The organism is Candidatus Neomarinimicrobiota bacterium (assembly GCA_021734025.1).
In the GTDB taxonomy this organism is placed as follows: domain Bacteria; phylum Fidelibacterota; class JAANXI01; order JAANXI01; family JAANXI01; genus JAANXI01.
In genome coordinates this window covers 13,767-39,316 of the sequence record JAIPJS010000008.1, presented here as the reverse complement: position 1 = coordinate 39,316, position 25,550 = coordinate 13,767, and the positions used below count along the sequence as shown (strand labels likewise).

At 49.3% G+C, this 25,550-nt stretch carries 24 protein-coding genes; 5 read left to right on the top strand and 19 right to left on the bottom strand.

Features of this window, described 5'->3' with window-relative positions:
• Positions 1-185: 185 nt before the first annotated feature.
• From K9N57_10230 to K9N57_10210, 5 genes are all read right to left on the bottom strand, one after another.
• Positions 186-680: an NYN domain-containing protein gene (locus tag K9N57_10230; GenBank protein ID MCF7804556.1), complete on the bottom strand. Its 495-nt coding sequence runs from the start codon at positions 678-680 to the stop codon at positions 186-188.
• Positions 680-1,813: an aminotransferase class V-fold PLP-dependent enzyme gene (locus tag K9N57_10225; protein MCF7804555.1), complete on the bottom strand. Its 1,134-nt coding sequence runs from the start codon at positions 1,811-1,813 to the stop codon at positions 680-682. Before K9N57_10225 ends, K9N57_10230 begins: the two co-directional genes overlap by 1 nt.
• Before the next feature lie 113 nt (positions 1,814-1,926).
• Positions 1,927-2,370 carry a heavy-metal-associated domain-containing protein gene (locus tag K9N57_10220; GenBank protein MCF7804554.1) on the bottom strand — a complete coding sequence of 148 codons (444 nt, stop codon included), beginning with the start codon at positions 2,368-2,370 and terminating at the stop codon, positions 1,927-1,929.
• A 149-nt stretch (positions 2,371-2,519) separates the two neighbouring features.
• Positions 2,520-3,215 carry a class I SAM-dependent methyltransferase gene (locus K9N57_10215; protein MCF7804553.1) on the bottom strand — a complete coding sequence of 232 codons (696 nt, stop codon included), beginning with the start codon at positions 3,213-3,215 and terminating at the stop codon, positions 2,520-2,522.
• A gap of 35 nt (positions 3,216-3,250) precedes the next feature.
• Positions 3,251-3,457, bottom strand: coding sequence for a cold-shock protein (locus tag K9N57_10210; protein MCF7804552.1), 207 nt, complete (start codon positions 3,455-3,457; stop codon positions 3,251-3,253).
• A gap of 136 nt (positions 3,458-3,593) precedes the next feature.
• Between K9N57_10210 and K9N57_10205 the strand changes: the two genes are divergently transcribed.
• From K9N57_10205 to K9N57_10195, 3 genes are read left to right on the top strand one after another with little or no spacing between them, the layout of a single operon-like run.
• On the top strand, positions 3,594-4,466 hold the full coding sequence (locus K9N57_10205; protein ID MCF7804551.1) for a metal ABC transporter substrate-binding protein: 873 nt from the start codon (positions 3,594-3,596) through the stop codon (positions 4,464-4,466).
• The gene (locus K9N57_10200; protein ID MCF7804550.1) at positions 4,466-5,254 is read left to right on the top strand and encodes a metal ABC transporter ATP-binding protein; all 789 of its coding nucleotides are present in this window, start codon (positions 4,466-4,468) and stop codon (positions 5,252-5,254) included. Before K9N57_10205 ends, K9N57_10200 begins: the two co-directional genes overlap by 1 nt.
• Positions 5,247-6,131: a metal ABC transporter permease gene (locus tag K9N57_10195; GenBank protein ID MCF7804549.1), complete on the top strand. Its 885-nt coding sequence runs from the start codon at positions 5,247-5,249 to the stop codon at positions 6,129-6,131. Before K9N57_10200 ends, K9N57_10195 begins: the two co-directional genes overlap by 8 nt.
• Positions 6,132-6,324: 193 nt before the next feature.
• On the opposite strand, the gene K9N57_10190 is transcribed toward K9N57_10195, so the two are convergent.
• The 7 genes from K9N57_10190 to K9N57_10160 form a co-directional block, all read right to left on the bottom strand.
• The gene (locus K9N57_10190; protein ID MCF7804548.1) at positions 6,325-7,680 is read right to left on the bottom strand and encodes a sigma-54 dependent transcriptional regulator; all 1,356 of its coding nucleotides are present in this window, start codon (positions 7,678-7,680) and stop codon (positions 6,325-6,327) included.
• A gap of 51 nt (positions 7,681-7,731) precedes the next feature.
• Positions 7,732-8,082, bottom strand: a complete 351-nt coding sequence (locus K9N57_10185) for a four helix bundle protein (GenBank protein ID MCF7804547.1) — start codon at positions 8,080-8,082, stop codon at positions 7,732-7,734.
• A gap of 80 nt (positions 8,083-8,162) precedes the next feature.
• The gene (locus tag K9N57_10180; protein ID MCF7804546.1) at positions 8,163-9,362 is read right to left on the bottom strand and encodes a HAMP domain-containing protein; all 1,200 of its coding nucleotides are present in this window, start codon (positions 9,360-9,362) and stop codon (positions 8,163-8,165) included.
• A 23-nt stretch (positions 9,363-9,385) separates the two neighbouring features.
• Positions 9,386-9,994 carry a DUF4390 domain-containing protein gene (locus tag K9N57_10175; GenBank protein ID MCF7804545.1) on the bottom strand — a complete coding sequence of 203 codons (609 nt, stop codon included), beginning with the start codon at positions 9,992-9,994 and terminating at the stop codon, positions 9,386-9,388.
• A 174-nt stretch (positions 9,995-10,168) separates the two neighbouring features.
• Complete coding sequence (locus tag K9N57_10170) at positions 10,169-11,395, bottom strand: PDZ domain-containing protein (GenBank protein MCF7804544.1); 1,227 nt, start codon at positions 11,393-11,395, stop codon at positions 10,169-10,171.
• 50 nt (positions 11,396-11,445) lie between these two features.
• Positions 11,446-13,014 carry a PDZ domain-containing protein gene (locus tag K9N57_10165; protein ID MCF7804543.1) on the bottom strand — a complete coding sequence of 523 codons (1,569 nt, stop codon included), beginning with the start codon at positions 13,012-13,014 and terminating at the stop codon, positions 11,446-11,448.
• Between the two features lie 446 nt (positions 13,015-13,460).
• Complete coding sequence (locus K9N57_10160; protein ID MCF7804542.1) at positions 13,461-14,090, bottom strand: hypothetical protein; 630 nt, start codon at positions 14,088-14,090, stop codon at positions 13,461-13,463.
• A 184-nt stretch (positions 14,091-14,274) separates the two neighbouring features.
• On the opposite strand from K9N57_10160, the gene K9N57_10155 reads away from it, so the two are divergent.
• A complete protein-coding gene (locus tag K9N57_10155) occupies positions 14,275-14,514 on the top strand; it encodes a hypothetical protein (protein ID MCF7804541.1) in 240 nt (79 codons plus the stop codon).
• Here K9N57_10155 and K9N57_10150 read toward each other — a convergent pair.
• From K9N57_10150 to K9N57_10120, 7 genes are all read right to left on the bottom strand, one after another.
• Positions 14,459-16,645, bottom strand: coding sequence for a choice-of-anchor B family protein (locus K9N57_10150; protein ID MCF7804540.1), 2,187 nt, complete (start codon positions 16,643-16,645; stop codon positions 14,459-14,461). The two genes, K9N57_10155 and K9N57_10150, sit on opposite strands and share 56 nt — an antisense overlap.
• A gap of 141 nt (positions 16,646-16,786) precedes the next feature.
• The gene (locus K9N57_10145; GenBank protein ID MCF7804539.1) at positions 16,787-17,548 is read right to left on the bottom strand and encodes a DUF1571 domain-containing protein; all 762 of its coding nucleotides are present in this window, start codon (positions 17,546-17,548) and stop codon (positions 16,787-16,789) included.
• Positions 17,549-17,571: 23 nt separating this feature from the next.
• Positions 17,572-18,687, bottom strand: coding sequence for an isocitrate/isopropylmalate dehydrogenase family protein (locus K9N57_10140; GenBank protein MCF7804538.1), 1,116 nt, complete (start codon positions 18,685-18,687; stop codon positions 17,572-17,574).
• Between the two features lie 30 nt (positions 18,688-18,717).
• Positions 18,718-19,899 carry a cation diffusion facilitator family transporter gene (locus K9N57_10135; protein MCF7804537.1) on the bottom strand — a complete coding sequence of 394 codons (1,182 nt, stop codon included), beginning with the start codon at positions 19,897-19,899 and terminating at the stop codon, positions 18,718-18,720.
• A gap of 447 nt (positions 19,900-20,346) precedes the next feature.
• Entirely contained in the window at positions 20,347-22,251 is a 1,905-nt protein-coding gene (gene acs, locus K9N57_10130) for an acetate--CoA ligase (protein ID MCF7804536.1), read from the bottom strand.
• 166 nt (positions 22,252-22,417) lie between these two features.
• Positions 22,418-23,137: an SOS response-associated peptidase gene (locus K9N57_10125; protein ID MCF7804535.1), complete on the bottom strand. Its 720-nt coding sequence runs from the start codon at positions 23,135-23,137 to the stop codon at positions 22,418-22,420.
• 20 nt (positions 23,138-23,157) lie between these two features.
• Positions 23,158-24,030, bottom strand: a complete 873-nt coding sequence (locus tag K9N57_10120; GenBank protein MCF7804534.1) for a DUF72 domain-containing protein — start codon at positions 24,028-24,030, stop codon at positions 23,158-23,160.
• 175 nt (positions 24,031-24,205) lie between these two features.
• On the opposite strand from K9N57_10120, the gene K9N57_10115 reads away from it, so the two are divergent.
• Positions 24,206-25,294 (top strand): winged helix DNA-binding domain-containing protein, encoded by a 1,089-nt coding sequence (locus K9N57_10115; protein MCF7804533.1) that lies wholly within the window; start codon positions 24,206-24,208, stop codon positions 25,292-25,294.
• Positions 25,295-25,550: the final 256 nt, after the last annotated feature.

Below are 25,550 nucleotides of genomic sequence, written 5' to 3'. Positions count from 1 at the left end.
ATCCTGAGCGGCGTTCCGCTCGGAATGACTGCGAGGTCTTCTGTCGGTGATCCCATAACGGGTCGCCGACAGGTGGTGTGCGGCACCTTTGTGACGGGAAGGTAATACAGCCTTTGAATCTCATTCTAAGGCGGAAAATTCGAATCACCTCAGCATATTAAACAATCATAAGAGGTACATCCCAATCATTCCTCCGCCTTAAACAGGTCCTTCCACTGTTCAATTTCGTCCTGGGACATTTTGTGATCGGAATACTTGCGGGGCCGTGAGCCGCTGCGCCCGCCGAGTCGCTTCTCCGTGAAGTCAAAGAACTCCCTCGGCGTCATCACCGAGCAGCCGGCGCCGGAGGCCATCTGGCCGACCTTGTTATCTCTGGTAACAATGGTAGTATTCTGGTTGGCTTGTTTCTCCGCCTCCCGGATAATAAAGTCATCGGCATCGCTGCTGTTACTCACGTAAACAACATGCGGCTGATCCGCATCCTGATAATCGTCGAACATGTTCGGCATAGTCCGGGAATCGTACACGATAGTTGCGGTAATCTCACCGGTGTTGCAATAAGAGTGGACGTGTTCCCGCAGCTGCCGGCGTGCTTCTTTGGCGCTGACGTCCAGTGCCTGCATCAGTTTTGAAATGGCATGAATGACGTTATAGCCGTCTAAAATATAGTGCTGTCCCATTATCGTACCTCCTCCAACAATTCCAGGAAACGATCCATATCCGCGCGGGTATTGTAAAAATGCGGCGCCACGCGGAGGGTTCCATCCCGGAATGAAATGGTTACTTTCTTCTCCAAGAGTGCGTTAAAAATTCGCTGATTCTCGTCTGGATTACCGCACGAAAACAACACGATTCCGGCGCGCTCGCCGTCTTCGAACGGTGTCAAAATCTCGCATCCGGCATCCCGCAATCCCGAGCGCAAATATTCTGTAATATCCAAGATATGCAGACTGATGTTGTTGATGCCCACTTCCAGCAGTAATTGTACGGCGGCGTTCATCCCATAGATACCGGTCTGGTTGGGTGTTCCCAGTTCGTAACGGGCCGCCTCGCCCTTGACCGGCTGATCGTAGTTGTGAAATTCGAACGGTTCCCGAACACTGAGCCACCCGAGATACGTCATATCAAGTCGTTCCTGGAATTCTTTCGTCAGATATATAAAGCCGGTACCCTTTGGGGACATGAGCCACTTGTGCCCGCCGGTGGCCACCGCATCCACCGGCAGATTGCTCACGTTCAGCGGCATGGCGCCGAGTCCCTGGATGCCGTCCACAACAAAGGCGATATTGTTTTCCCGGCAGAACGTCCCGATGTACCGCAAATCTGCCCGGTAACCATTCAAATACTGAACGTATGACAAAGTCAGCATCCGTGTCTGGTCAGTCACGTATTCCTCGATATCTTCGACTTTGAGCCGGCCTTCGTTCGCCGGGATTTCCCGGACTACGACGCCCCGCTTTTTCAGATTCAAAAAGGGATACACATTGGCCGGAAATTCCATGCTACTATACAGGATTTCATCCTTCGGTTTCCAGGGAAATCCCTGGGCGACGATATTTAATCCGTGGGAGGTATTCCCAGTGAGGGCAATGCGATCCGGCTGACCCTGAATTAACTGCCCCAGGTTTTTCCGCAGATCTTTTACTTCCTTTAAATCCTGCTTGTAGTCGTCAAGGGTGCCTTCAGTGCGGTTCTCATGATATATGGCAATAGCATCTCGTACTCTGGTGGAAAACGGAGAGCTGGCCGCATGGTTCAGATAGAGTCGTTCATCCACTGCCGGGAAAAACTGTCTTGCCTCTTCTGGATTCATACCGTTTCCTGTGATTTATTTTCTGTTGAGATGTCAAAATAACGAGCAGGCAGGATATAAAAAAGGGCGCTCTTGCGAGCGCCCTTTCATTGGAAATGTTCTTCTCTGTAAGGCTAAATCTCCTTACCGGTCTCCTTGGCGGATGCCTTGGATTTGTCGCTGCATGTGGCGCCAGCGTTTGCATCGGCACTTTTCGTGCTTGCTTCCTTGGCGCTGGCTTTACTCGCGCCGCAGGTTGCACCTTCGGAAGATTTCATCGTCTTCTGCGCTTCAGCGGTTTTCACAGTGTATCCCGCGTCAGCTACGGCCTGTTCCACGGAGGCCATATTGGCGGTGGAAGCAAAAGTTACCTGGGCGGAGTTCGTCTTCAGGTCGACGTTGACGGCTTTTACGCCATCGACCTTTTTTACGGCGCTTTCCACCTTATTGACACATGCCTCACATATCATTCCCTCGATGGAAACCTCGGATGTCTTTTCGCCGCCCTGTGCCACCGTGCCGAGACTGATCAGCCCCACTGCGATGGCGATCACGAATGCAGGTATATATTTTCTCATGGTTTATCTCCTTGTGTTTGGCTTATTTGAACGCTCGCTTTGAAGCAATCGTCTTGCACCAATATGGAGCCTGGAAATGAAAAACCAATATAATTGCTGAAGAAATAATACGCAATTCTATAGAGACACTATTGTAATCCAGCCTACGATCACTCAGGCTTTTTTGCCACGGTCAATAGGCTTCCTAACGCTTTGTATTCCTTATAATCCTCAAAGGTGGGCGTCCCCCAACCCGGCTTGAAGCGATCTTCGTCCACCGGACGCCGGTCCACAACCTTTTCCTGTGCCGCAATGCGAAAACCGTATCCCTCAAAGATATTGCGGTAATCGGATTCGCCCAGCGCATGGACGGGAACGTTCAACTTCTCCGGCCAGGTCATGCTGTATGGATTTTCCTTATAGAGATCGACTACACACCAGAACCTGCCATCGGGACGGAGTACCCGCAAAAGTTCCGCCAACACCGGTTCCAAATCGGGATAATAATAAAACGATTCGACGCTGAGAACGTGCTGAAACGACTCATCTACCAGCGGAAGGGCATCTGCGCTGGAGACATAAAATTCAGTATTGTCGAACTCGATGGATTTCTCCCGGGCTTCGGCGATCATTTTATCGGAGATATCGATTCCGATTGCTTTGCCGCCCGGTAGCCGCTTCGCCAGCTCCCGGACCGTCCAGCCGTTGCCGCAGCCCAAATCCAGCACGGTCTCGTGTCCGGTGAGTTTCATTTTATCGATGGTCTGGATCGTCATATCCCAGTGACCATCACGCATGCCGTCGCCTCGACCGGCATCGGCCCAGTCATTGAATTCCTGTCGGAGTTGTTCCTTCAGTGAGGTCATAAATCGTCTTTGGTAAATTGCCGCAGAGAAATGAACTATTCTTCGATAATCTGTACGTTGGAGGCCTGCACGCCTTTTTGGCTTTTCACCACCTCAAACTCCACCTGCTGCCCTTCGTTCAGGGTTTTATACCCTTCGGAATGGATAGCGGAAAAATGCACGAATACATCCTCTTTGCCCTCGCGCTGGATGAATCCGAATCCTTTGGATTCGTTAAACCACTTCACGGTACCGGTTTCCACTGGCTTTCCTCCTCATCAAAATTATTTCCAACAACGAGGATGAATCTAACTGCGGCAGAGAAAAGTTACAAGTCCTCGTAAACGTGAAACGTTCAAATACTTTGCGCTCTGCGAAAAAACTCAGTACCTTTTTCCAATGAAAAAATTCCTGCTCATATTCGCCCTGATGGGCTTGCTTCTCCTGGGATGCCAAAAGAAGGAACCGGATGAATCTCCGGTAATCGTTACCAGCATCTCCGTCTATCAGGACCTTGTCCAAAACATCGTCGGTGAGGCCTGCCAGGTGAAAAGCCTGGTTTCCGGCATGGAAAATCCACACACACTCGATCTCTCCGGCAGCAAAGCAAAATTGATCCAGGATGCCGACCTCATCGTCTTTAACGGCATGGGACTAGAGGGGTGGGCGGACCAGGTGAAATCCGGACTCAAGCGAAAATCGACTCCGCTTATCACGGTTGCGGACAGCTTGGCCGGCGACTCCCTGCTCATCCACGGTGATAACCCGCACATCTGGATGGATCCGCGGATCACAAAATCCATCGTTCAGGTCATTCTGCCAGAACTTCAGAAAGTTTTGCCGGATTCCGCTCAACAGTTCCGGGCACGTGCCGAACAATTTATAGGGGAGCTGGATATACTCTACCAGGATGTCGGTTACAAACTGGCACCATTGGCAGGGGAGCAGGTGATAGTCCAGACTCCCGGACTCGATTATTTCTTCAGTGCCTTCGATATCACACCTGCCGCCCATATTGTGGATCATCCGGGGACAGAACCGTCCGCCAGAGCCATGACGAAACTATCCGATCAACTGGATACCGGAGAAATCTTTGCCATCATCCGGTTGCCGCAATTCAGCGATCGGCTTCCCAAAACACTGAGCGCCGAATCCGGCGTGGACATAGTTGAGATGAGTCCGCTAATTAACGGTACACCGTATGTCGACACCTATATTGATCTGATCTGGTACAACGCCGATCAACTTTCCCACGGCGAGTTATCCGAATAATGCGTGATCCGCTCATTCGGTTCCAGAATGTTTCCATTGCGTATGGCGACCGCCTCGCGCTAAAGAACATCACTGCCGAAGTGCATCCCGGTGAATTCATTGGTATCATCGGGCCCAACGGTTCCGGCAAAACCACCCTTTTCCTCGGCATCCTTGGGTTACAGTCCCTGTTCAACGGCGAAATCATCGTCGATGGCTCCAAAGTTACCTCTTCGCTGAAAGAGATCCGGGGATCCATTGGATATCTGCCACAGCGGGATAGCCTCGATCCCACCGTGCCCGGACTGGTGGAAGATATCGTGATGATGGGAATATACAGTAAACTGGGATTATTTCGTAGACCGACCAGGGAAGATGACAAGCGCGTCAGGGAAGTCCTGGAAATGGTGGAAATGCGGGATGCTATCCACGAACCCATCGGCCACCTGTCCGGCGGACAGCAACAGCGGGTGTTTCTGGCCCGGGCACTGGTAAGCAATCCCAAGCTTCTGCTGCTGGACGAGCCAACCTCCGCTATCGATCCCGGCACCCAGATCCGGCTCATCGAACTCATCACCAGACTCCATCAGCAGCTCGACTTGACAGTCCTATTCATTACCCACGACGTCAATCATCTCGTCGGCCGGGTCGATCGGGTGATGTATTTGAATAAGACCCTCCACGCATTCGGTCCCAGCGATGAGATCATCCGGGAAGATATTCTCTCAAAAGTATACGGGCAGGCAGTACGGGTTATTTGTCTTGAAGACGGCTCACCGTGCGTAATTGTGAGCGACAGCCATGTTTGATTTTCTCCAGTACGACTTTCTACTCCGATCCTTCATCGCGGCGATCCTCGTGGGATCTCTGGCATCCACGGTTGGTGTCTTTTTGGTGCTCCGGGGATTGTCCTTCATCGGTGCCGGTATCGCGCATGCCGCATTTGCCGGCGTAACATTCGGTTTTCTGACTGGTACCAATCCACTACTAATGGCATTTCTCTTCAGCATTATCTCCACGGGACTTATTGACCTCATCGAGCGATACGGTGAACTCAAATACGACGCCGCCATCGGGATGTTCTTCTCGCTGACCATGGCGCTGGCCATCATCTTCATTGGACTGATGGAGTCGTATAACGCCGAGGTAATGGGGTATCTTTTCGGCAATATCCTGAGCATCACCGCCACCGATATCTATGCAATAATTGCCGTTGCAGTCGTCACCTTCGCCTATATCGGCGGCCTGTTCAAAGAGCTGCACTTCATCACATTCGATGAAGTGCTGGCCCGGGCCAGCGGAATTCCGGTCACCCCTATTTTCTCCGGTTTCCTGCTTATGACGTCACTAACGGTTGTGGTTTCACTGAAAGCGGTGGGCGTTATCCTGGTGTTTGCGCTTATCGTCATTCCGGCGGCCGCGGCGTATCAACTGACACACCGTATTGGCATTATGATGATCTGGGCTATTGTCTTTGGGATACTCTCTACCACCCTGGGGATGCTACTTTCGTACTATTTCGATTTGCCCTCTGGCGCAACAATAGTAGTAACTAATAGTGTCATTTTCGGGTTAGCGTACCTGTTTTCGCCAAAGAAGAAAAAGTGCGAACCGGAAGCACTGGAAGCCACTGACCGGGAGCGGGCGATGAGCCGGGAACGGCAAGAAGGGGGGGGAAAGGAATAGGGAAACGGGCATAGGGGGAAACTGACCGGAAACCGGAGGCCGGAGACGGGAGACTGGAAAAACAATACTCAACAAACAACTCATAAAAGCGATTATGATTAAGATTAATAAAACCCGAAACTATAACACGTTAACACAGGAACACAATAACACGATTTTTAACCTGAACACCTGAACACTATTACACTGATTTTTACTCTTTTTCAATCCCCAGCTGCTTGATTTTCCGTGAGAGGTTTGGCTGAGCCATCCCAAGATGGTCGGCCACCTCGCTGATGTTCCAGTCGAACTTATCCAGCTGCTTTTCCAGATAAAAAACCTCAAATTCTTTTCTGACCTCCGAAAAATCTTTGGTCTCCAGAAAGGAATACGATCCGTCTGCAACCTTGCCATCTTGGGTTAAACTCGGGCGTACATCGCTCGCCTCGATAGTTTCACCGCTGGTCAGGATGTACATCCGCTCCACCAGATTTCGTAACTCACGTATGTTACCGGGGAATTCGTACTTCCGAAGCAGCTTCCGGGCCTCTTCGGAAATTTGCTTCGGCTCGGTTTTGAGATCGTTGGCGAAGTAGCCAAGGTAGTAATCCAGCAGGATGTCTATATCGCCTTCCCGATCCCGGAGTGGCGGTATTTCGATGGGGATAACATTTAATCGATAAAACAGATCTTCCCGGAAGGTTCCGTTCTCGATCATCTTTTCCAGATCTTTGTTCGTCGCCGCCAGAATCCGGACATCGATATCGATAGTTTCGTTGCCGCCGACCCGCTCGAATTTGCCCTCCTGGATCACCCGGAGCACCTTGGCCTGGGCATCCAGATTCATGTCGCCGATTTCATCCAAAAACAGAGTGCCTCCATCGGCCAGCTCGAGTTTACCGAGTTTCCGCTTATCCGCTCCGGTAAAGGCGCCTTTTTCGTGTCCGAATAGTTCGCTTTCAACCAGTTCGTTTGGAATGGCTGCACAGTTAAACTTGCCGAACGGCCCGTGCTTCCGGGCACTGTTGGCATGGATGGCGTAGGCCACCAGTTCTTTCCCGGTGCCGCTTTCGCCGCGAATCAGCACCTTGGATTCCTGCTTCGCCACCTTGTCAATGAGTTCCCGAACTTTTTCGATCTGCGGGGATTCACCAACAATACGGTACTGATCGTCCAGTTCTTCCTTTTCCTGGCGAAACCGTTGATACAGCCGCTGTTTTTCGGCGATATTCCGGGCCGCCACCACAATCTTTGGGAGGGAGAGCGGCTTCTCCATAAAATCGTACGCGCCTATCTTGATAGCTTTAACGGCGATACTGATATCGCTGTGACCGGAAATCATGATAACATCCATATCTTCGTCCCGCTCCAGGATCTGCTCCAGGACTTCCACTCCGTCCATACCGGGCAGCTTCACGTCCAACAGCACCAGATCAATGGCGGACTTTTCAATGGCTTCCAGTCCCTCTTCGCCGGTTTCGGCAGTGAGGACTTCGTATCCCTCATCCTCCAGGATGCTCCCCAGGGAGATACGGATGTTTTTTTCATCATCGACTACCAGTACTTTCATGGATTCCCTCCGGAATTGGTGACTTGAAACTGGAAACTCGAAATTGGTGAATTATCGAGTTGAATTAATGAACGCATTCAGTTTCGGGCCTAATTCGTCAATAATATCTCTGAAATATACTGCATCTTCTTCAGTGATCAAGTCTCTACGGATTAGTTTCCGCAACCAACATTTTGTTTCTTCAAAAGAACTTCTTGCGTACCTATAAAACAACTTTCTCTCTTTTGGTGTATATCGCCCATATCCTTCGGATATATTGGCACTTATACTATCGGCAGATCGAATAATCTGATATCCAATGGTATTTTGAGCTTTCACTGGCCATTCATCGAAATTGTACCATACCTTATCCGCTAATTTCTCAGCCAACTGATACACATCCAATTCGTGGATTTCTTTCATTGCAATTCTTGATTTATATGCACCGAAGTACCAAAAGGTAAGTGATGTTATTGCGGAGCACCAGTATCAAGTTTCGAGTTTCAAGTTTCAATATTCCCGTACTTCTTCCGGCTTTCCGGCGACAGGCCGATTTCGATTGTAAATCTGGTACCTTCGCCCGGTTCGCTGTCCACCTCAATTGTCCCTTCGTGGCTCTGGACGATCCGTTTTACGATGGCTAAACCGAGTCCCGTTCCTTTTTTCTTCTTGGTGAAATACGGTTTAAAGATATTTTCCATATCTTCATCGGTAATACCGCTGCCGTTGTCTTCCACGGTAATTAAAAAATTCGGATCGGCATATTCCGCATGAATTGTGAGGTAACCGTCGGCTTGGCCGTCCATGGACTGGATAGCATTTTGCACCAGATTCACGAACACCTGCTTCATCTGCATTTTATCACCGTAGAACAGGGGCAAATCCTCCTGTACATCGCATTCGATTTCGACTTCATTTTCATACGGCATTACGATTTCACGGAGCTGATCTTTCAGACTATACTCCTCAAAGTTCGCCGAGGGCATCCTGGCAAAATCCCGGAACTGATTCACCAGTGACTGGAGATTATCCACCTCCTCATTCACGATATTCATGACCTCACTGAACACCTTGTCTAAATCTTCGCTGCCCATCAGATATTTATTCTCCAGGCGCTGGGTCTGAAGACGGATCGGTGTCAGCGGATTTTTTATTTCATGCGCCATCACCTGAGCCATTTCGCGCCACATCATCTCCTTTTCGGCTTCCAGGAGCTTGTTTCGGTTCTCCACGAGCTCATCGGTCATCGCATTAAAGGAGACAATGAGGTCATTTATCGGAGAAAACGGGCTTTCCTTCACCTGAATATCCAGATTACCGGCTGCGAGTTCCCGGGTCGCGTCCTGCAATCGGGCCAGTGGACGGGTAATGAGTCCAAAGGAGATAAGAAAAATAATCAGCACCGTCAGTATCAGGAACACAAAGATAAAGATGGAGTAGACCTGGATTTCCCGTTCAAAGAAGTCGCCGGCCAGTTCAATCTGTCGTACATCGATGAGGAGGTTTTCCACCTCGTTCTTGAAGGCTTCCGCTTCCTCCTGAGACAAATTGTCTTTGTATTCCTGGTATATGGTGTTCACCTTGGATTCCAGCTCCAGGTATTCAATCTGGGACTGGTAGGTGCGAAAACTGTCGAGGAAATAGCTCCTGAAGACCAGTACTGACGCCGTCAGTAGCACAGTCACCAGCAGAATAATCTGCATACGGAACGACGGGATCAGTTTTCTCATAACGCCAGGACCGATTTATCAAACGGGTTCGACTTAATGGTTGGCTCGACACCTTTCCAGTAGCTCATCAGGTTTATTTCTTCCTGCATACCCGGCAGCCGGATATTTTTCATATAGGCCGTCATATGAAAATAGTATCGCTTGTTCCCGTCCAGGAATTCGGCGTCCACCACCTCATAATTATCTATAGATGCCATCTCCTGGTGAGCTTCTTCCAGCGTAACCGTGTTAATAGTTTCATCGGTCTCGGAAAAGTAAATCTGATAATAACCGTCGACGAGGCTATACTTAATCTGATGGTAGAAATCTTTGACAATCAGGACTTTGTCGTTTTGGTTTTCCCGAATGGAAACCCGGAAGTAAAAGCGCACCGGTTGCCCTGATTGAAAAAGCCGATCCAGCTCTTCGGTGTAGCAATCCCGGAGCTCGGTAGTGACTGTAATTTTACTCCCTTTCACATCCACTTCCGGGTTGTTAAATATGGCGTTTGTCCCGGCGATGGAGGTAAAAAAGAGGGAGCCAATGGTAATTGCAGTTGTCGCTACTTTTTGTGCCAGGGTTTCGAACATTGCGGCGATTAACTCTTCCGGTTTCCGGCGTGCCACCACCTGTGACAATTATTCATTTGAATCATATTAATATCATGAAGATTTACCCGTTTGCCAACGGATTCTTTACCAGGAGTGCCGCCTTCATGCAGACCGTCCCAGTGATGGTCTCACCGGGACGGCTTTTCATATCCTTGGAACGTTGTAAGTCAGGGCTCAGTCTGGGTCCTTTTAGAAGAAATCGAACCAGAGCCCCACGGAATAGGTTAATCCGTTTATGGAGGTTTCCGGAGAATTTTCCACTTCGATATTATCATCCACCACATGGGCGTTCCACCGGGTGTGATAGGAGTATCCAAGCATGTATCCCACGGTACCGCGGACCCCAAGCCAGTCCGTGAACCGCACAATTGCTGAAGCCCGGGGCTGCCCCATGAGGTACTTTTTCTGCAAATGCATATAATTGTTTACCGAGTTCGCCATCTGCTGGTTCAGATCGCCCCAGCGATAGTTTTCCTGCATCTCATACATCTTGAGATCGTAGGACGCGAATCCGGCGGTAAATCCGCCACTCAGTATCAGATGATGAATAATCGGGATCCGTTTATCCATGGTAAATCCCCAGTAACCGAATTCGTAATCCAGCCTCCGGTTTGCGTTGGTCGCGGCCCGGCGATTGCTTTCGTAATCGTTGAAGTCGAATCCCCAGAGCCAGTTGTTATCGCCTTCAAACTGTACATGGAATCCTCGCATCAGCAGTCCCAGGTCTCCGCCACCAACCGGCGGATCAGACCGCACATCCGAAAACCCCATATCGGACAGCAGCTGCGATATCGGCTCGTGGTCTGGTTCGTACCACGAGGCATAAAATGTTAATCCGCCGTTACCCGCATCCCGCGTCCAAAATTCGGATTTCTGGGGCTTTGGTTGCTCCTTACTCTCTTTGCCCTGCAAGATAGCGCTTGTTGTTTTGACATGCCCATCCCGGAAATATTTTACCTCGACCGGATCTCCGACGCGCTTACTCCGAATCATGCGAACCAAATGATCCTCATGTTGAACTTTTTTTCCATCGAATTCCATAATGATATCGTTTTCCATGAGGCCGGCCTGTTCCGCCGCACCGCTGGAAACCACGCCGTCCACCAATACACCATAGGTGTAATCATAATGCATTTTATACGCCTGCTCAAAGTCCAGATCATCCAAAAAGACACCGAATAACGGCCGCTCATCGGAAGAAGATTCAATGCCAATGCGAATGGTTGAACTATCGCTTCCGATAACCTTACGTTTAATATCCGACTGCTGATTGGCGAAATCCCCGGATGAGGACTTGACGATTATGGTCTGTCCTGCCAACGGGTTCATCGCGGCAACAAAGATCAGACAGAATACCATCACCGTCGCCCTTAAAAGCCTTTGACCCTTTTTGGTCCGTCCGTTTATCGTTTTCATGATACTTTCTCCTTCTATAGATCCCATCAGATTAACAATTCCAGAAGTGATTAGAATCCAAACCAGGGACCGATGCTAATCATCGGACCATGATAAAAATTACTATTTGGTGACCCTTCTATTTCATAAGTATCGCCACCCATCTGTGCTTCCCAGCCGGACTTGAATGACATGCCAAGAGCATACCCAACTTCAGTTCGCAGCGCCAGCCATGGCAGAAACCTGTACATGAAGGTCACCCGTGGATTCACCAGCAGATAATTCTTTTTCATGTGGAGATAACTATTGCCGCTACCAGTTAAATTTGTTCCCAGGCTATCCCAGATAACGTCGCCCTGAGTTTGGGCCACCTCCAACTCGACGCCAGCCCCCCCAAGCACCAGTCCGGGAGCAATGACAAAATTATCCGTCGGCCGGTACCGTTTATCCAGTGTGACACCGCCATAGGAAGTTGAAAACTTCATCCGTCGATGGGTGGTGTTATTTCTCCGGTCAAAGCTGTATCCCGCTCCCATCCCACCGATGAACCAGCCTTTACCGATTGGACCCTGACCACCACCGCCATGCATCAGGATGCCGCTTTCCGGTAATTGAGTAAATCCCAGGTCACCAATTACGCCGTTGATATCGCCTAAATCCACCATGGAATACACTGGTATCCAGCCACCACCACCGTATCCTTTCGAAAGAAAACCTTCCTGGAATCCGTCCCAATCACTTTCCCAATCTTCATCCCAATCGACTTCACCCCAGTCTTCTTTATCCATCGATTCGTCGTCTCCTTCGGCCTCTTCTGAATGGGGCAAATCCGGAATACGCGGAGCGCGTGGCTCCAGAGTCAGTGTGGTGGTAATAATTTCTTCATCCCTAAAGTATTTCACCCGGATTTTATCGCCTATATTTTTGCTGTCTATCATATTCTTCAGTACGCCGCGATATCGCACTTTGCCTCCGTTAAATTCCATAATAATATCGCCCTTACGAAGGCCGGCTTCGTCTGCCGGCGTTCCATCCACTACACCGGTGACCAGCACGCCATAGTTATAATCGTAATGGCGTTCGTACGCATCCTTGAAATCCAGATCGGCAACGGAAATCCCCAGAAACGGGCGCGAATCCCGGCGCGTTATCCGGACGTCGATGTTACTCAAACTATCCATCTTTTGCATGAATTCCGGATCTTCCAGCGATTGAAGCGCCTGCTCCATATTCTGTTCCATCTGGTTCAGATCGATATCCATCTGTTTACGTACGTCGGGATCGAGTCGCTCTAATTCCTCCTGTGCTCGTCGTAATTCTTCTCGCATACGCTGTAATTCCCGCTCAAGGTCGACTTCAACATCAACCGTGTCGCCAGTAGAATCAACGGTTACCGCCACTGCATATCCAGGCAGCCCGGTGGCCCGGGCATATAAATTGGCCAAAATGGGATCATCAAAAATTTCAGAAAAAATTTGTATCCGATACTGTTGACGTTTGTTCTGCTCATCAGGCGTTCCGGAACTAGCAGCTTCTCCCACTTGTGGGATCGGCGCCAGAAGGATCACCGCCAGGCTCAACACACCAAAAGTTCCAACAAGGCTGAGACTGCGTCTGCTTTGATTCATAACCCGTTTCATTTTTTATTCTCCTTTCAACCAGACAATCATTTTCAAATTCACTTCATACTAACGCAACTGACATGCCAACCATTCATTCAAACTCCTTATACCCTTTTATATCAGTGTATTACCTAGCTTTGGTTGTTTTCCGTAGTCCATAATTTCAGTCCAAATTCATATGATATTGATATGTGCACATATCAATCTGATATAGGAATTGGTTCAATCCCTTACGAGGAGCGCTTTACACAGTGAGTCTAGTAAGATAAATCTGGTGACATCCAAATAAAAACCATACGCGGAAAATACGGAGGAAGAATTACCAGGATCAGCGGCTTTCTCTCCGGCCGCCGAACCTGAATGTCAGAATTTTAGCTGATAATTTCGCGGACTACAAAGTAACTGTTTAGTGACACTGGAACGAACAGAATCCTGAGAAAGGGTGACCTTCATGAGGAAAATATTTACCGGTGAAATCTGAGGGATTTTTGCGGAACCTCTGCCTCTTCGTATTGGGTTAAGGAGGTATCATCGTTCTCAGCAGATCGCTGGCTCGTTGCGAGTTCGCGTAAAGCGCGGTCAATTATACTGTTCTCAAAATATTGTTGGTGGGCTTCTTTTACCATTTTTTCTTCAACCTCATAGAGTAAAAGCTGTATTTCTGAATCGTACAGGACACGGTTTCCGTAACCGGGATTCTCCTCGTGACCATTCTTCAATGATTTCGTCACGGATTGCAGTGCATCGAAAATCAGTGCCTCGTCCATGGAATTCCCGTGATTCCTGGCAACCATATCATCTTCCACCTGGGCGATAAAGAGATTCATCGCACCTTCAGACACCGGCGAATAAAAACTTGATAGTGCCGATTTCGCACGGACCTGTACGCTTATTCGGTGCAGCGCTGAATTTAAATTGTTCGTTTCAATCATATTTTCCCGGGATGACTGAATCATTTCCCATTCGACTTCATCCTGAAATAAGGAATAGGCCATGCCCCCGAAACCGGTCGGAGCGGTAAAGGCCAACATTGGAAATAGTAAGAGGAATATTCCTGCCGAAATTCGCTGCATCTGCTGTATAATTCGTCTCATTTTTGCCTCCTTTTTTTCTTGGCTTCTCCCTTTATTCATACAATCCTTATGCCAAAATATATTTAATCCCCTTGAAACTCTTGGCAGTAAAGGGATAGGAGGATTTCTCTTCTTTTGTCATTTCCATCAGAGTTTGCTTAAACAAATATGAATTTGATATACGTTATATCGAACTGATATGGTCATGGCCATACATTATACGCTCATCGGGGGCTACGGACTGGCCAGGCAACTGCATATCTCCATCTGTCCGGTCTCCAACATCAGCTGTTCGTTGGCGGACACTGACCTGATGCGCATACTACAGAAAGTTATCCCGGAAGACAATACTGAGCATAAGATCCCAAAAAGTCTTACACGCGAGGCAATTACTTCATCAAAATCAATTTACGGGACAACGTTTTTGATTTGGTACGAAGCGTAGCGAAATACACGCCAGAAGGAACTTGTGCGGCGTTCCATCGAACGGTATATCGCCCCGCTTTCTGTCTTTCATTAACGATTGTGGTTATCCTGGAGCCTGCCAGATTATAAATAGTCACCAAGACTGGCCCCGGTTCGGCCACAACATACTCCAGGGTTGTAACCGGATTGAACGGGTTCGGGTAATTCGGCAAGAAAGAAGTCGTTTGGGGGATTCCGGGTTGGGTAGTTTCTGTGCCGGTTTCGGATGCATTATAATTCAGAACGAATAACCCTGACTGCATATCAGAGACGATAATTTTACCAGAGTTAAAATAGGGATATACCGACCAACAGCCGCCGAACAACGCGTTCTGTTCGTAAAATGTATCGTAAAATCCAACCTCTTCCGGATGGGTAGGATCAGAGACATCCCAGATCCGAACTCCTTCGGTATAATGCGCGACATAAAGCAGATCGCCACGAATATAACAATTGTGTACGACCGCGGTGGAGTCAACGATTATGTCGCTCACCTGCTGGATGTCATTTAAATTGCTGATATCGAAAACCCGGGTCCAATTACCCGCCGAACCGACTTCGTCGCCAACAAAGGCATACTTCCCGTCGGTTGTGGTCCAGACATTGTGTGCTCCTGATCCGGCATAGTTAAATTTCGCAAGCCGTTTCGGATTCGCTTTGTCGGAGACATCGATTATATCGACTCCTTCACCCTGAATGGCAGCAGCATACGCTGTATCATTCCGAACATATACATCATGGTAATAATACGGGTGGAAATTTCCCACCAGTCTTGGAGCGGAAGGATCGGCCAGGTCATAGATCTCCAGCCCGCCGACGTCATGTCCGCCTACCACATACAGATACTGTCCCTCAACGAAGCAATTATGTGCTCCGCCCTCATTGGTGTTTTCTATCCGAATGGTCGAGATCGTGACAGGATCAGTAGGATCGGAAATATCGATGACCTGTGCTGGCATACGCTCATTAACCAGTATCGCGTAGTCTTGATACACTTTCACATCTTTGGAATCCACCCCCCGATTCGTTGACGGTTCAAATCCGACTTCCACTGGCTCGGAACCTGAAATATCGATAATACTTAGTCCTGCCTCCCTGGCACACAACAGAGCGTACTCTTTTCCTGTAGTAGGATCGGTATACCCCCAGATATCGCCGTACTCATTCCGGTTATCCCACTGGCCCAACAGACTCATATTTTGCCTGATTATCTGTGGCACGCCCAGTTTTTCCTCACTGACATATTTCAGATCTCCCTGGTCATCATACGCCCGTAACTGATAGAAATATTTTGCTCCGTTCTGAAGACCTGTATGGGTAAATGACGTCTGACCAATTGGCAATGATGTTAACAATTGGTCTGCCTCTTCTGTCTGTGAATAAAACAGGTAGACACTATCTACACCAGTTCCCTTGTATTGCCAGGAAAGGTTGAGCCGTCCGTCGGCCGGCGTTACCGAAAACGGTTTAAAAGCATACCAGGCAAGATGAATCCGAAGTTTAGAATCCGGCACTTCAAAGAACGAATGTCCCGGCGTACGTCGTGGCCACCAGACAAACATGGCATCGCTGCTGGGAGCGTAATTCTCGTCACCATACGTTTCACCTGTTCCGTCGTAATCACTAGCCATGATAAAAAGCTGTTCATATCCGCCGTTGTCTGTCGTATCAGGATCCCAGAGGTAATTGGCCTGCGTTGAATCATTAGTGAATTCGTCCTCGAAGAAACAGAGGTTCAATCGTCTCGGATTGTCCGGGTCAGAAATATCCCAGGCCGATCCCCGGAAAATGCCCACCCCAGCTGCCCGGAATCCGGTTTCACGACGATAAACCTGGCAATAGGTTGTCTCATCCTCGGCGAATCGAAGTTCGACCGGCGTATAGGAGGCGTTACTCATATCAGTATCATAGTAGAAATTATCCCCGAGATCTAAGCTGCCATGAAAAGCGTCTCCACCCCAATCATAACCGGTAAGCCATTGTATCTCTCCCTCCCATTCCACATACGGATACGGCACACCAGGTGACTGGGAAAAAGTATTTCCTGCGATAAGTAGGCAGCTGATCAGACTCAACCATCTCGATATTGAACTCAATCCGATGTGCGACATCAGGAACTCCTTAACATTCTTTACTAATGATGACTGAATTTATCATCATTTAGTTTCAATCCCTAAGAGTGTCTTTCGGCAAAAAATTCCACAAGAAAGATAAGTGGTTACTATTTTTTTCGGCGGAATGAGGGACGTTTGTTAAAAATTGTAATCCGGATTACTTGGTTCGAAATCCCGATTTGTCAGCCCGGAATTTATTTTAAAATCCGCATATCCGTAATCCTCCACAAGAATATCGCCGGTATTCCAGATCTTCACACGGAGCGGAAGGTGAGTCCGGTAGCTGATGTACACCAGTGCCCGATGGGCATAATAATTTGAAGACTCATTCTTCGGCGTTACGGCTTCTATGCACCGGACTTGTTCTCCGTACATGGTCGAATCACCACGATCAAGATACAGGACCTTTTCCTCCGGATGGGCAATGGATCGCTCATAATCGTCGGCAACTATCTGCACCGTATGCCCGATACCTGCCTCGGTTACCGGATGCCGGTTGCCCCGCATCGCCAGGGTACCGGTCGGATCAACGTTGACGGTGAGATATGGAAACGAATGCTGTTTCACCCGCACCTCCCCATTATTCCATCCCCGTTTATACAGCAGCTCCCGTCCCTCATACGGATCTTCGATCCACTTCATGTACAGTTCAAACGGCTTCCGGAATTTCATCCGGATCGTCTCCATAGGGCGCATTTCACCATCAATCCGCTCCTGTTTGTAGAAAACGCAGGTATAGTCATCCACCGCCGCATAGGCGTCTTGCATTGAGGTAATCAGGGAGTCCAGTTCCTGCTCTGATAGGGCCGTCCCGTCCTGGGCAGATGCGATACTAATACAAATGAATATCGTGCAGACATATTTCCCCAAAGATGTCACGAGCTGGCGATTTTTACGCATGCTGTAATCCTTCTTAAAATGGTTCAGACTTTTTCTGCAATTGCTTTTGCCACCTCTAATGTCGTCGCATCGCCCCCCATATCTCTGGGACGGATTTTTCCATTCGAGATAACTTCAGTCACCGCCGATTCAATCCGCCGGGCATCTTCAGACTCTCCTAGCCACTCCAGCATCATTTTGGTGCTCAGGATCATCGCGATGGGATTGACGCGATACTGCCCTGCGTATTTCGGCGCCGATCCGTGGGTCGGCTCAAAGACGGCATACTCGTCGCCGATATTGCCGGCGCAGGCAAAGCCAAGCCCGCCCACGAGTTGCGCCGAAAGGTCGGACAGAATATCTCCGAACATGTTCTCCGCCACCAGGACGTCGTAATCGTGCGGATTTTTCAGCAGCCACATACACTGGGCGTCGATGTTGGTTTCATATAATGGAATATCAGGATAATCCTGTGCAACCTGGCGTGCGGTGCGCAACATCAGTCCGCCGGTTTCACGGAGTACGTTCGGCTTATCCACGACAGTCACAGATTTCCGGTTGAACTTTTTCGCGTATTCGAACGCCTGATGGACAATATTTTCGCAGCCCTGGCGCGTCATAATACGGGTAGAGAGCGCGATGTTTTCGAGGCCGAATTTCTCGAATTTTTTCATCTTGGGATGCACGGAGAGCGCTTCAAATACTTCGTCCGGGAGGGGATGGAATTCCACGCCTCCGTACATGCCTTCGGTGTTTTCCCGGAAGATGACCAGATCGATACCATCTCTGTAGTTCAGCGGGTTATTCGGATACGCCTTACACGGCCTCAGATTGGTGTGGAGATTGAACTCCTGGCGCAGCCGGACAATCGGACTAAAATATTCGTAACCCTTTCCCTGAAGCACCGGATCCAGTTCTTCATTCGCCTCACCGGCCGGTTTAGAGGTAATCGCACCGAACAGACAGGCATCAGTTTCCCTGAGCACATTCAGGGTACGTTCCGGGAGCGGGTCGCCTTCGGATTTCCAGAATTCCCAGCCGATATCACCCGGCAAGTACTCAGCATCGAACGGGAGGGCATCCAGCACCATCCGGGCCGCTTCCATCACTTCACTCCCAACGCCATCGCCTGGCAACCATGCTATCCGGTATTTTGCCATAATATGTCCCTTCGTGCTTGCTGTAATAGACTATTTGAACCGGTGCAATGGGGTCACCTGAATCCGGAACTCAATATCAGGCAATCTATCCTTGAGCAGGGATTTCAGATGCTGTATGTATTGTTGCGATTCCGTGGTGGACAGCTCCGGCGACAGCATTACATCCATAATAGCCACATGCCGGTTTTCGTGATCCACAACTCTGACCTCGTGAAATCCTTTCAAATCCGGTTCTCGTTCCTGAATATCGTTCATGGTATTGCGTACACGCTGGACGTATTCGGATTCCGGTGCAATCGGATCCAGGTGTACCAGTGCGTAAGCATTCAGGGCTTCACCCAGGCAGTTTTCCACCGCCTCCGCCGTGTCATGCATCAGCATGGGATTGATAGATTCATCCACCTCGATATGCAGATTAATAAACTTACCCTGCCCGTAATTGTGCACCACAATATCATGGGCATCCAATACGTATTCCACTTCTTTGGCCATCCTCCGGATTTTCCGGACTAATTCCGGTTTCGGCGGTTTGCCCAAGAGGGAATCAATGGCGTTTCTGGCAATGTCGTACCCCGTGTAAATGAGTACGCCCGCCACGCCCAAACTGGCTACTCCATCCAGCGAGGGAAGTCCGAACATCCCGGCGATAAGTGCCACCAGTACCAAAGCGGATGAGATCGCATCCGTTCGGTGGTGCCAGGAATCCGCAGCTAACGTATCGGAATCGATGGCATCTCCCAGATGTTTCGAGAACTGGCCCATCATCTCTTTGATAACGATGGTAAATACCACTGCCGCCAGCAGCGGAATACCAATCTGGATAGTCACGGGTTCAGCGATGCGCTTAATCCCCGTCTGGATAAACTCGATCCCCGTGACGACCAGCAGAATTGAAATGATAAGTGTCGCGATATATTCTGCTCGCCCATGTCCGTACGGATGCTCACGATCCGGCGGCTTGTTGGAGATTTTGAATCCCACGATGACCACGATGGATGTCGCGGTATCCGAGAGTGAATGGATGGCGTCGGCAATGAGCGCCAGGGAGTTCACCGTCAGCCCGATAATAAGCTTAAAAACAAACAGGAAAAAATTCAGGACGATGCTGACCCAGCCCTCCAGCAGTCCGTAGTGTTCCCGGACTGTGCCATCGGTTACGTTATCGGCATCTTTGATAAACCTATTGGCTATCCATTTGGTCAGCCGTTCCATAGTCCGGTAATTTACCAGTCAGGGATACTGAAATAAACGGATATTTCTGTGAAATTCTCATGTACTACGATTTACTACCAATTGACAATTAATTTTTTGTCTATTGCCCGTTTTTTCTTGATATCCCAAAGGGATCCCTTCCGGAAAAATGTGCGACTCCAAAAATTTCGCAAAAGTAAATAAGTCTTCGAAGTTAAAGACACATTCCAAGTTTTAAAGAAAATTTCGTGTTTGAGCACCCGAATAAAATACTCGTCGACTAAACAGTTTATAAGAGATAATTATAAAAGACCCACAGCGAATTACGTGTGCGAGTTCGAAGTTTTCTTGATTTTTTCTACCCGTTTTTTATCAAGAAAAAACGGGTAAAGATATAAAAATTGATATGAAGCCATCCCGCAATCGCGGATGGCTTCACTGGAAATCATACTATTATGTGGAAACACATTAATCCGCCATAGTCGACAAGTCGCCGACCTCCTCACCCATGGCCTTGGCACGCAGAACCCGCCGCATAATCTTGCCGGAACGCGTCTTCGGCAGAGAATCCACGGCCTCGACGTTCGCCGGTTTGGCAATCGGGCCAAGTTCTTCAGCTACGTGCTCAACCAGCTCATCCATCAGATCCTCGCTGCCTTCGTAGCCGACCGTCAGGATAACATAGGCATGGATGGCGTTACCTTTCACGTCGTCCGGGACGCCAATCACGGCTGCTTCGGCCACGGCATCATGGCTGACAAGCGCGCTTTCCACTTCGGCAGTGCCCAGACGGTGTCCGGCGACGTTCAGGACATCATCGATCCGGCCGATGACCCAGAAATAGCCATCTTCGTCTTTCTTGGCAGAATCGCCGGCCAGGTACCACCCCTGATCTTCGAATTTCGACCAGTACGTCTCCTTGAAGCGCTCTTCATCTTTGTAGAGCGTCCGGAGCATGCTGGGCCACGGCTTTTTGATGACGAGATACCCTTCTTCATCCGAATCGACCGATTCCCCATCATCATTGACGACATCCGCCTCCACACCAAAGAACGGCTTAGTGGCGGACCCCGGTTTCAATGGCATAGATGGCACCGGCGTAATCATGAACCCGCCGGTCTCTGTCTGCCACCAGGTATCCATGATCGGGCATTCTCCGTATCCAATGACATCGTGGTACCACTTCCAGGCCTCCGGATTAATCGGTTCACCCACGGAGCCTAACAGTCGCAGGCTGGACAGGTCGTGTCGATCCGGCCAGGCGCGTCCAAAGCGCATTAACCCCCGGACGGCCGTGGGCGCCGTATAGAGAATATTCAGTCCGTAGTACTCGATCATCTTCCACCAGCGATTCGGGTACGGATACGTCGGCGCCCCCTCGTACATAAAGTTCGTGGCACCCAGGAGTAGTGGGCCGTACACGATATAACTATGGCCGGTTACCCAGCCCGGATCCGCCGCGCACCAGAATCGATCTGACGGTTTGAGATCAAACACATACCGGAGTGTCGTCGCAATGCCAACCATATACCCGCCGGTCGTATGGACAATCGCCTTCGGCTTGCCGGTCGTGCCGGAGGTATAGAGCAGATACAGCATATCTTCGGCGTCCATTTCTTCGGCCTCACAGGCGCGACTGGCAATGGGCATCTCTGCCAGTTCGTGATACCAGTGATCCCGGCCCTGCTCCATGTGGACCTCCGTGCCGGTGCGTTTCACAACTAGGACGTTTTCCACAAATCCCACGTGGCGGATGGCTTTGTCGACGGTCTGCTTCAGCGGCACTTCCGAACCGTTACGGTAGCCGGCATCCTGGGTGATGACCAGTTTGGATTGGCTGTCTTCAACCCGTTCTCGAAGTGCTTCCTTGGAAAAACCGGCAAACACGACCGAATGGATCGCGCCGATCCGGGCACAGGCGAGCATCGCCATAACGGTTTCAGGTACCGGCCCCATGTACAGGGTCACCCGATCGCCTTTTTCCACGCCCAGCGCCTTCAGGATGTTTGCGAACTTGCACGTTTCACGATATAACGCATAATAGGAAAAGGTCCGCTGTTCGCCGTTTTCACCTTCCCAGATCAGCGCCAGTTTGTTCCGGTTGGAATTTTTGACATGCACGTCCAGACAGTTGTAGGCAAGGTTGGTTTTTCCACCGGTGAACCATTTATAAAACGGGGGATTGCTGTCGTCAAGCACTTGGTCCCACTTATCAAACCAGTGATATTTCTCGGCTTCTTCCTCCCAAAAACCTTCCAGATCATCAGCCGCGCGCTGCTGCATCTGCTGCCAGTCTTTGGCATTGGCATTTTCAACGATCTGTTCCGGTGGATAAACGACGTCACCCTGGAGATCGGCGTTCTGACCTGCCATAACTTCCTCCTTCTTTCGGACACTTTGACTGTTTTATAAAAAGACGAGGCTAAAGTATACGAGGAAATCAAAATAATTCAAAGAGGAGAAAAGGAGTCATGTTCCAATGCCCGGAGAAGTTTACTCAGTCTTTGTTACGAAAATTCCTAAAATTTTGCATGTTGAATCAGAATAGTTCGGCCTGGCCATCTTCTCCGGTATCATTAGGATCGTTCTTTGTGCTATCGTCTATTGGGCGAATGACATCCGGCTGATTATTTTTCGGATTATTCACGATTTTTGATACGGGATAGGCGGTCAAATCATCTTTGGGATACGGCCGGAGTAAAGGCTTCAGTTCATCGGTTTCCAGGGAGTTATCGAGCCACTGGAGCTCCACCTCTTTGGGCAAAATAACCGGCATCCGGTTGTGGATATTTTCCATTACGGAGTTCGGCTCGGTTGTGATGATGGTAAAGGACGGGAGCACCTGTTCGTCATTTTTCCAGATTTCATACAGTCCTGCGAAAGCGAAGAGTGACTCGTTTTCCAATCTGATCCGATACGGTTGTTTCGAATTCCCGGTTTTTTTCCACTCGTAAAATCCATCCACAATCACGAGACAACGCCGTTTTTGAAATGGCCCTTTATAGGAACGTTTTTCCTCCAGGGTTTCCGCTTTCGCGTTGATCATGGAATACTTGGTTTCCGGTTGCTTCGACCACGACGGAATTAATCCCCATCGGAAGAGCTGTATCTGTTCCGGGTTTTCGTTGGTAATGACGGGATAATACTGAGAAGGCGCACCGTTATAGTAGATCGGCCACTCCCGGTCACCCGTATACTTTACATTGAAGCGTTGTTCCACAGGCTCAATCGCTTTCGTCAGTGATACACGACCACACATAAGATACCTCCAAACTCGTATTAACTGAGATAACGGGGAACAGGCAGGGAGTTCCCCATCGCCTTGTTCAGTTTCCTGATAAAGTATGCCGCCAATTTCGGGGATTCGATTTCCTCATTCTGGTGCACGAAAAAGTCGATCTGTTCAATGCCTTGCTCAGCCCAGGATTTCAGACGAACGACCCAATCATCCAGGCGGGAGTAATCGCTGGGATGGTTAGCGCCAACGTAGCGGATAAACACCTCGCCGTTCGTCAACCGCATGTGCAGCAGCTCACGCTCACCCGCAGTATCGGTGATGACATTCGCAACGTCGTTTTCCTCTAATAATTGATATAATTCCGCTGCAACGGAGGTGTCGATATACCAGTCCGGATGCCGTAATTCGATAGCCAGCGGGAGATCGGCTGGCCAGCGTTCGATAAAGCGGATAACCCGATCCATGAATTTCGGTGCAAACCGGACCGATAACTGTAGAAAAATGGTGCCAAGATTTTCTCCCAGATGAGTCACCCCCGAAAGAAAATCGTCAGTTCTATTCTCAATCTCGTTCAGCCATTTCATGTGACTGATATACCCGTCTACTTTTGGGAAAAACTTAAAATTATCGTGGACTTTCTCCCGCCATTCGATGTACTGATCCGGCGGATAACTCCGGTGATACGTGGCGTTCATCTCAACGGAATTGAACTGCGTGGCGTAATAGGTGAGTTCATCTTTGGTACCGCGCGGGTAAAAATTCTTCAGATCCTGGCGGTTCCACTTGGCGCAACCGACGTAAATCTTCGGCTTGCCGGAGCTCCTAGAATTTGACAGCACCTTGGCAGTATCCGGATGGTCCCCCGGGAGACTCAGATCTCTGCCACCGGGATTATCGACGCTGCCGAATTTCATAGTTTATTCTCACTTTTTGTATTTGCAGTTGTCTACTAGCGGAAAGCAATGTAAGAAGTTGAAGACTGATTTTCCCTGAATAATTCGATTGAACCCATTACAGGAAATTTATACGAAAATTCGTTAATATGGCTTCTTCTTACTCCTGATAATTTACTAAACAACGGGAAACACAGTGAACTCGTCAGATATAGCACGAATCAGACTGCAGACTCAGCAGATAGCTAATCCGCAATTCTCATCTCCCAAAGATCTGGTTGGGTGGATGGGCGCGGTGCAGGCACAGGATTACCGCATGGTGAAGTGGGCCCTGGGAGTCCGGTTACCTGGCTCGAATCTTGAGACAATCGAGGACGCGATAAAGGATGGAGATATCATCCGGACACACCTTTTGAGACCGACGTGGCATATTGTTGCCGCCAACGACATCCGATGGATATTGGATTTAACTGCACCGCGGATTCAGACTGCCACCAGATCACGCCACAAACAGCTGGGTATTACCAAAGAAGTCGTGGCACGAAGTAACCGTGCTATCGAGGAAGCACTCACCGACGGTAACCATCTTTCGCGAAAAGAACTGGTGACCGCACTTGAGGACGCGGGATTCGAAAACAAGGACAACATGGCTTCACATCTGCTGTTGCAGGCAGAACTGGACGGCGTCATCTGCAGCGGGGCGACAAAAGGTAGGGATTATACCTACGCTTTGATGGATGAGCGTGTCCCGGACGTACCGAAGCTGAGCCGGGAAGAGTCACTGGCAAAACTGGCCCGCACCTATTTCCGGAGTCACGGCCCGGCCACGCTTGATGACTTTGTCTGGTGGTCGGGACTCACACTCACCGATTCCCGAAAAGCACTGGAAATGATTAAACCGGATTTTCAGTCCGAAGCGGTCGAATCCCGGGAATATTGGTTCTCCGAATCATCGGTGAATACTGCCGATGCAGAGAAATCGGCGTTTCTCATTCCGGCGTACGATGAGTTCCTCATCAGTTACAAGAGTCGCAACGTGGCTATCTCGGAGAACATCGAAAAGAAGGCAATTTCGAATAACGGCATTTTCCGTCCGGTTATTGTGGTGGGCGGGCAAGTCGTTGGCATCTGGAAGCGTTCGGTGCAGAAGACAAAAGTGACCATTGAGACTGAATTTTTTGACAAGCCTTCCTTGGATATCAGGGAGCAGGTTGAGGAGTCTGCCGGGGAATTTGCAAGATTTTTGGTGCGCGAGACGGTGGAGGTGACGCATCACTGGAAATAAAGGGCGCTATTTGGAATTTGCATTGGAGAACATAGGAGACGAAAAAGAACATCTTATGGTCCTATGCGGCATGGAAAGTAACGCTCTGTGAACGCTCTGGAAATGGCTAAAGCAGGCTTCCGCTTATCAAAATGGCACCTAAATGGTCAATGATTATATAAAACGACTCCAGAAGTTATTCTGTTTTGTGGAAAACTTCGTGTCTGAGCACCCTTATATAGAGCAATAATCATACTAAATTTTCATCTATGGATTA